The sequence below is a fragment of the Streptomyces nanshensis genome, from assembly GCF_001751255.1.
In the GTDB taxonomy this organism is placed as follows: domain Bacteria; phylum Actinomycetota; class Actinomycetes; order Streptomycetales; family Streptomycetaceae; genus Streptomyces; species Streptomyces nanshensis_A.
In genome coordinates this window covers 1-4,208 of sequence record NZ_LJGW01000635.1, presented here as the reverse complement: position 1 = coordinate 4,208, position 4,208 = coordinate 1, and the positions used below count along the sequence as shown (strand labels likewise).

Below are 4,208 nucleotides of genomic sequence, written 5' to 3'. Positions count from 1 at the left end.
CGGTGCGTCGGCCGCCGCGGCGGACCCGCGGCTGCGCAGGCTCGCGGACCGGCTGCTCGACGAACTCGCCCTGCTGCCCTCCCCGTTGGCCGGGAACGAGCCGACGGACCTCGCCGCGATCCGGACCCTCTGCGAGGCATGGCCCGCGCCCCTCGCGCACGAGGAGCCGGGCACCGCCGCGGACTCCGCCCCGTACGACAGCGACCCCCACGACAGCGCCCTCCGCGAACGTCTGGAGGCGGCCTGGCTGGGCCGCGCCGCGGGCTGTCTGCTCGGCAAGCCGGTCGAGAAGATGCCGCTCGCCGGCATCCGCGAGATCGCGCGCGCCACCGGCAACTGGCCGCTGAACGGCTGGTTCACGCAGGCCGGGCTCGACGAGGAGACCGTGCGGCGCCTGCCCTGGAACCGGCGCAGCGCGGCCACCTCCCTCGCCGAGAACATCGACGGCATGCCGGAGGACGACGACCTCAACTACCCCGTGCTGGGGCTGCTGTTGCTCCAGCGCCACGGTCACGGCTTCTGCACGGACGACGTCGCGACCCTGTGGCTGGACGAGCTGCCCGCGGGCCGTACGTTCACCGCCGAACGCGTCGCCTACCGCAATCTGCTCGACGGCTGCGTCCCGCCGGAGACCGGCGGCCGCCGCAACCCCTTCCGGGAGTGGATCGGCGCGCTCATCCGCGCCGACGTCTTCGGCTGGACGCACCCGGGCGACCCGGGCACGGCCGCCGAACTGGCCTGGCGCGACGCCACGTTGAGCCACACCGCGAACGGCGTGTACGGGGAGATGTTCACCGCCGCCGTCGTCGCCGAGGCCGCGTCCGGCACCGCGCCCGACGTCCTGAGCTGTCTGCGGACGGGGCTGCGCGTCGTACCGCCCGGCTCCCGGCTGATGCGCGCCGTCACCTTCGGGATCGAGACGGCGCTGGCCGAACCGACGGGCACCGCCGCCGGGTTCGAGACCGTCGTGGACCGCCTCCACGAGGAGTACGGGCACCACCACTGGGTGCACGTCCTGCCCAACGCCGCGCTGCTGGCCGCCGCGCTCACCCACGCCGACGGCGACTTTACCGGCTCCATCTGCCGTGCCGTCTCCGGCGGTTGGGACACCGACTCGGTCGGCGCGACCGCGGGCAGCGTCGCCGGACTGCTCGCGGGCTCGCCCGAGGCGCTGCCCGCCCGCTGGACCGGACCGCTGAGGAACCGCCTGGCCACCAGCGTGGGCGGCTTCGACGGCACCGGCTTCGACGCCCTGGCCCGTCTCACCTGCCGGCTCGCGTCCCCGGCCCCCCGCACGCCCGCCGACCGACAGGAGATCCCCGCACCGTGACTCCCACCCCGCCGCCACCGCCGGCGGCACCGGACACACCCTCGCCGTCCCCCGACGCGCCGTCCGTCGCGGTGCTCGGCAGCACCAACATGGACCTCGTCGCCTATGTGGCGACCGCTCCCCGACGCGGTGAGACCGTCACCGGCCGCGCCTTCCGCACCGTCCCCGGCGGCAAGGGCGCCAACCAGGCGGTGGCGGCGGCCCGTTCGGGCGGCTCCGTCGCGATGATCGGCGCCGTCGGACGGGACGACTTCGGCCTGCGGCTGCGGGATGCGCTGGACGGCGCGGGCGTCGGTACGGACGGACTGCGCACCGTCGAGGGCGAGAGCGGCACCGCGCACATCGTCGTCGACGACGACGGGGGCAACGCCATCGTCGTCGTACCGGGCGCCAACGGCACGGTCGACGGCCTCGCCGACGGCGACGAGGAGCGCATCGCCGCCGCGGGCGCGCTGCTGCTCCAGTTGGAGATCCCCCTCGCGGGCGTCCTCGCGGGAGCGCGGGCGGCACACGACCACGGCGTACGCGTCGTCCTCACGCCCGCGCCCGCGCAGCCGCTGCCGCCCGAACTCCTCGCCGTCACCGATCTGTTGGTGCCCAACGAGCACGAGGCGGCCGTCCTCACCGGCAAGTCCGACCCGTACGACGCGGCGGACGCGCTGCTCGCCCTCGTCCCCGAGGTGGTCGTCACGCTCGGCGCGCGGGGCTCGCTGTACGCCGTACGCGACGCCGACCCCGTGCTCGTGCCCGCGCCCCGGGTGAAGGCCGAGGACACCACCGCGGCGGGCGACACCTTCGTCGGTGCGCTGGCCGTCGCCTCCGGCGAGGGCCGTGCCATGCCGGAGGCGCTGGAGTGGGCCTCGGCGGCGGCGGCCCTGTCCGTGCAGCGGCCGGGCGCCTCGGCGTCCATGCCGCACCGCGCGGAGACCGACGCCTTCGCCGCGTCGCTCCACGGCGGACACGGGCAGCACGGACACCACGGCCGTCACCAGGACGACGGCCCACACGGAAACCACGGGACCCACGGAAGCCGGACACCTCGATGAACGACGTGCACGACCGCACCGACGCGGCACACACCGCGTACGCCTCCCACGCCGGAACGCCCCCCGCACCCCTCGACGGCCTCCGCGTCCTCGACCTCGCGACCCTCTTCGCCGGTCCGCTCGCCGCCACCATGCTGGGCGACTTCGGCGCCGACGTGATCAAGGTCGAACACCCCCGCAGACCCGACCCGTCGCGCGGCCACGGCCCCGCGAAGGACGGCGTCGGACTGTGGTGGAAGCTGCTCGGCCGCAACAAGCGCAACGTCACCCTCGATCTGTCGACACCGGGCGGACGCGACGTCCTGCTGCGCCTCGCCGCCGAATCGGACGTCGTCGTCGAGAACTTCCGCCCCGGCACGCTGGAGAAGTGGGGCCTGGGCTGGGACGAGCTCTCGGCCGTCAACCCGCGTCTGGTGCTCGCCCGCGTCACCGGCTTCGGCCAGTTCGGGCCGTACGCGCGCCGCCCCGGCTTCGGCACCCTCGCCGAGGCCATGAGCGGCTTCGCCGCGATCACCGGCGAACCGGACGGACCGCCGACGCTGCCGCCCTTCGGGCTCGCCGACTCCATCGCCGCACTGGCCACCTCGTACGCCGTGATGGCGGCGCTGCGCGGACGGGACCGCACCGGCACGGGCCAGGTCGTCGACATGGCGATCATCGAGCCGATGCTGACGGTGCTCGGCCCGCAGCCCCTCTGGTACGACCAACTCGGCTATGTACAGCCGCGTACGGGCAACCGCTCCGCGAACAACGCGCCCCGCAACACCTACCGCACCGCGGACGGCGCGTGGCTGGCGGTCTCGACGTCCGCGCAGTCCGTCGCGGAGCGGGTGCTGCGCCTGGTGGGGCGGCCGGAGTTCCTGGACGAGCCGTGGTTCGCCACGGGCGCGGGGCGCGCCGCGCACGCCGACGAGCTGGACGAGGCCGTCGGCACCTGGATCGCGCGGCACGAACGGGCCGAGGTCGTCGAGGAGTTCGAGCGCGCCGAGGCGGCCGTCGCCACCGTCAACGACATCCGCGGCGTGCTGGACGACGAGCAGTACCGGGCCCTCGGCTCGATCACCGAGGTCGAGGACGAGGAGCTGGGCACCGTCCGGATGCAGAACGTCCTCTTCCGGCTCTCGGAGACCCCCGGCGCGATCAAGTGGGCGGGCCGTCCGCACGGCAGCGACACCGACGCCGTGCTCGGCGAACTCGGCCTGAGCGAGCGGGAGATCACCGCCCTGCGGGACGGCGGCGCGCTGTGACCGGCGGCCGGCTGCGCGAGGCCCCCGGCGGCGCCCCCGGCACCCAGCCGGAGCCTCTGCCGCTGACCTGGCTCTACGCCCCGGGCGACCGTCCCGACGTCGTCCGCAAGGCACTCGTCTCCGGCGCGGACGTCGTGATCGCCGACCTGGAGGACGCGGTCGCCGCGGACCGCAAGGGCTACGCGCTGGACGCCACCGCCGAGTTGCTCGCCGACGCACGCCCGGGGCCCGTGCCCCTGCACGTGCGCGTCAACGCCCTCGACGGGCCGCTCGCCCGGGCGGAGGTCCGCCGGCTCGCGGGCCTGCCGGGTCTGGCGGGACTGCGGCTGCCGAAGGTGGAGGGCCCGGAGGACGTCGTACGGGTCGCACGCTGGGCGGCGGAGGCGGAGCCCGACGCGGCGCCCGCTCGTCACGACGAGGCCGACGCCTCCGACGGCTCGGGTATCCCCGCGCTCCACGCGCTGCTGGAGTCGGCGCTCGGCATCGAGAACGCCTTCGCCGTCGCCACGGCGCATCCCGCCGTACGCGGCATCGCGCTCGGCGAGGCCGATCTGCGGGCCGTGCTCGGCGTCACCGGGGAGGCCG

Annotated in this window: 4 protein-coding genes; all 4 read left to right on the top strand. The window is 75.4% G+C overall.

What is annotated here, in order from left to right:
• The coding region (locus AN218_RS38620) for an ADP-ribosylglycohydrolase family protein (protein WP_070020289.1) at positions 1–1,330 on the top strand (1,330 nt) is incomplete at its 5' end.
• Positions 1,331–1,419: 89 nt separating this feature from the next.
• The gene (locus AN218_RS38615) at positions 1,420–2,376 is read left to right on the top strand and encodes a ribokinase (RefSeq protein WP_079132766.1); all 957 of its coding nucleotides are present in this window, start codon (positions 1,420–1,422) and stop codon (positions 2,374–2,376) included.
• Entirely contained in the window at positions 2,373–3,623 is a 1,251-nt protein-coding gene (locus tag AN218_RS30570) for a CaiB/BaiF CoA transferase family protein (protein ID WP_070020288.1), read from the top strand. The genes AN218_RS38615 and AN218_RS30570 overlap by 4 nt, the downstream gene beginning before the upstream one ends.
• A partial coding sequence (locus tag AN218_RS30565; RefSeq protein ID WP_420856038.1) for an HpcH/HpaI aldolase/citrate lyase family protein occupies positions 3,620–4,208 on the top strand: 589 nt, incomplete at its 3' end. The genes AN218_RS30570 and AN218_RS30565, both read left to right, overlap by 4 nt.

Bases quoted from the DNA above. Each gene is read 5' to 3' on its own strand.
- AN218_RS30570 (WP_070020288.1), top strand. From the start codon at position 2,373: ATGAACGACGTGCACGACCGCACCGACGCGGCACACACCGCGTACGCC.
- AN218_RS38615 (WP_079132766.1), top strand. From the start codon at position 1,420: ATGGACCTCGTCGCCTATGTGGCGACCGCTCCCCGACGCGGTGAGACC.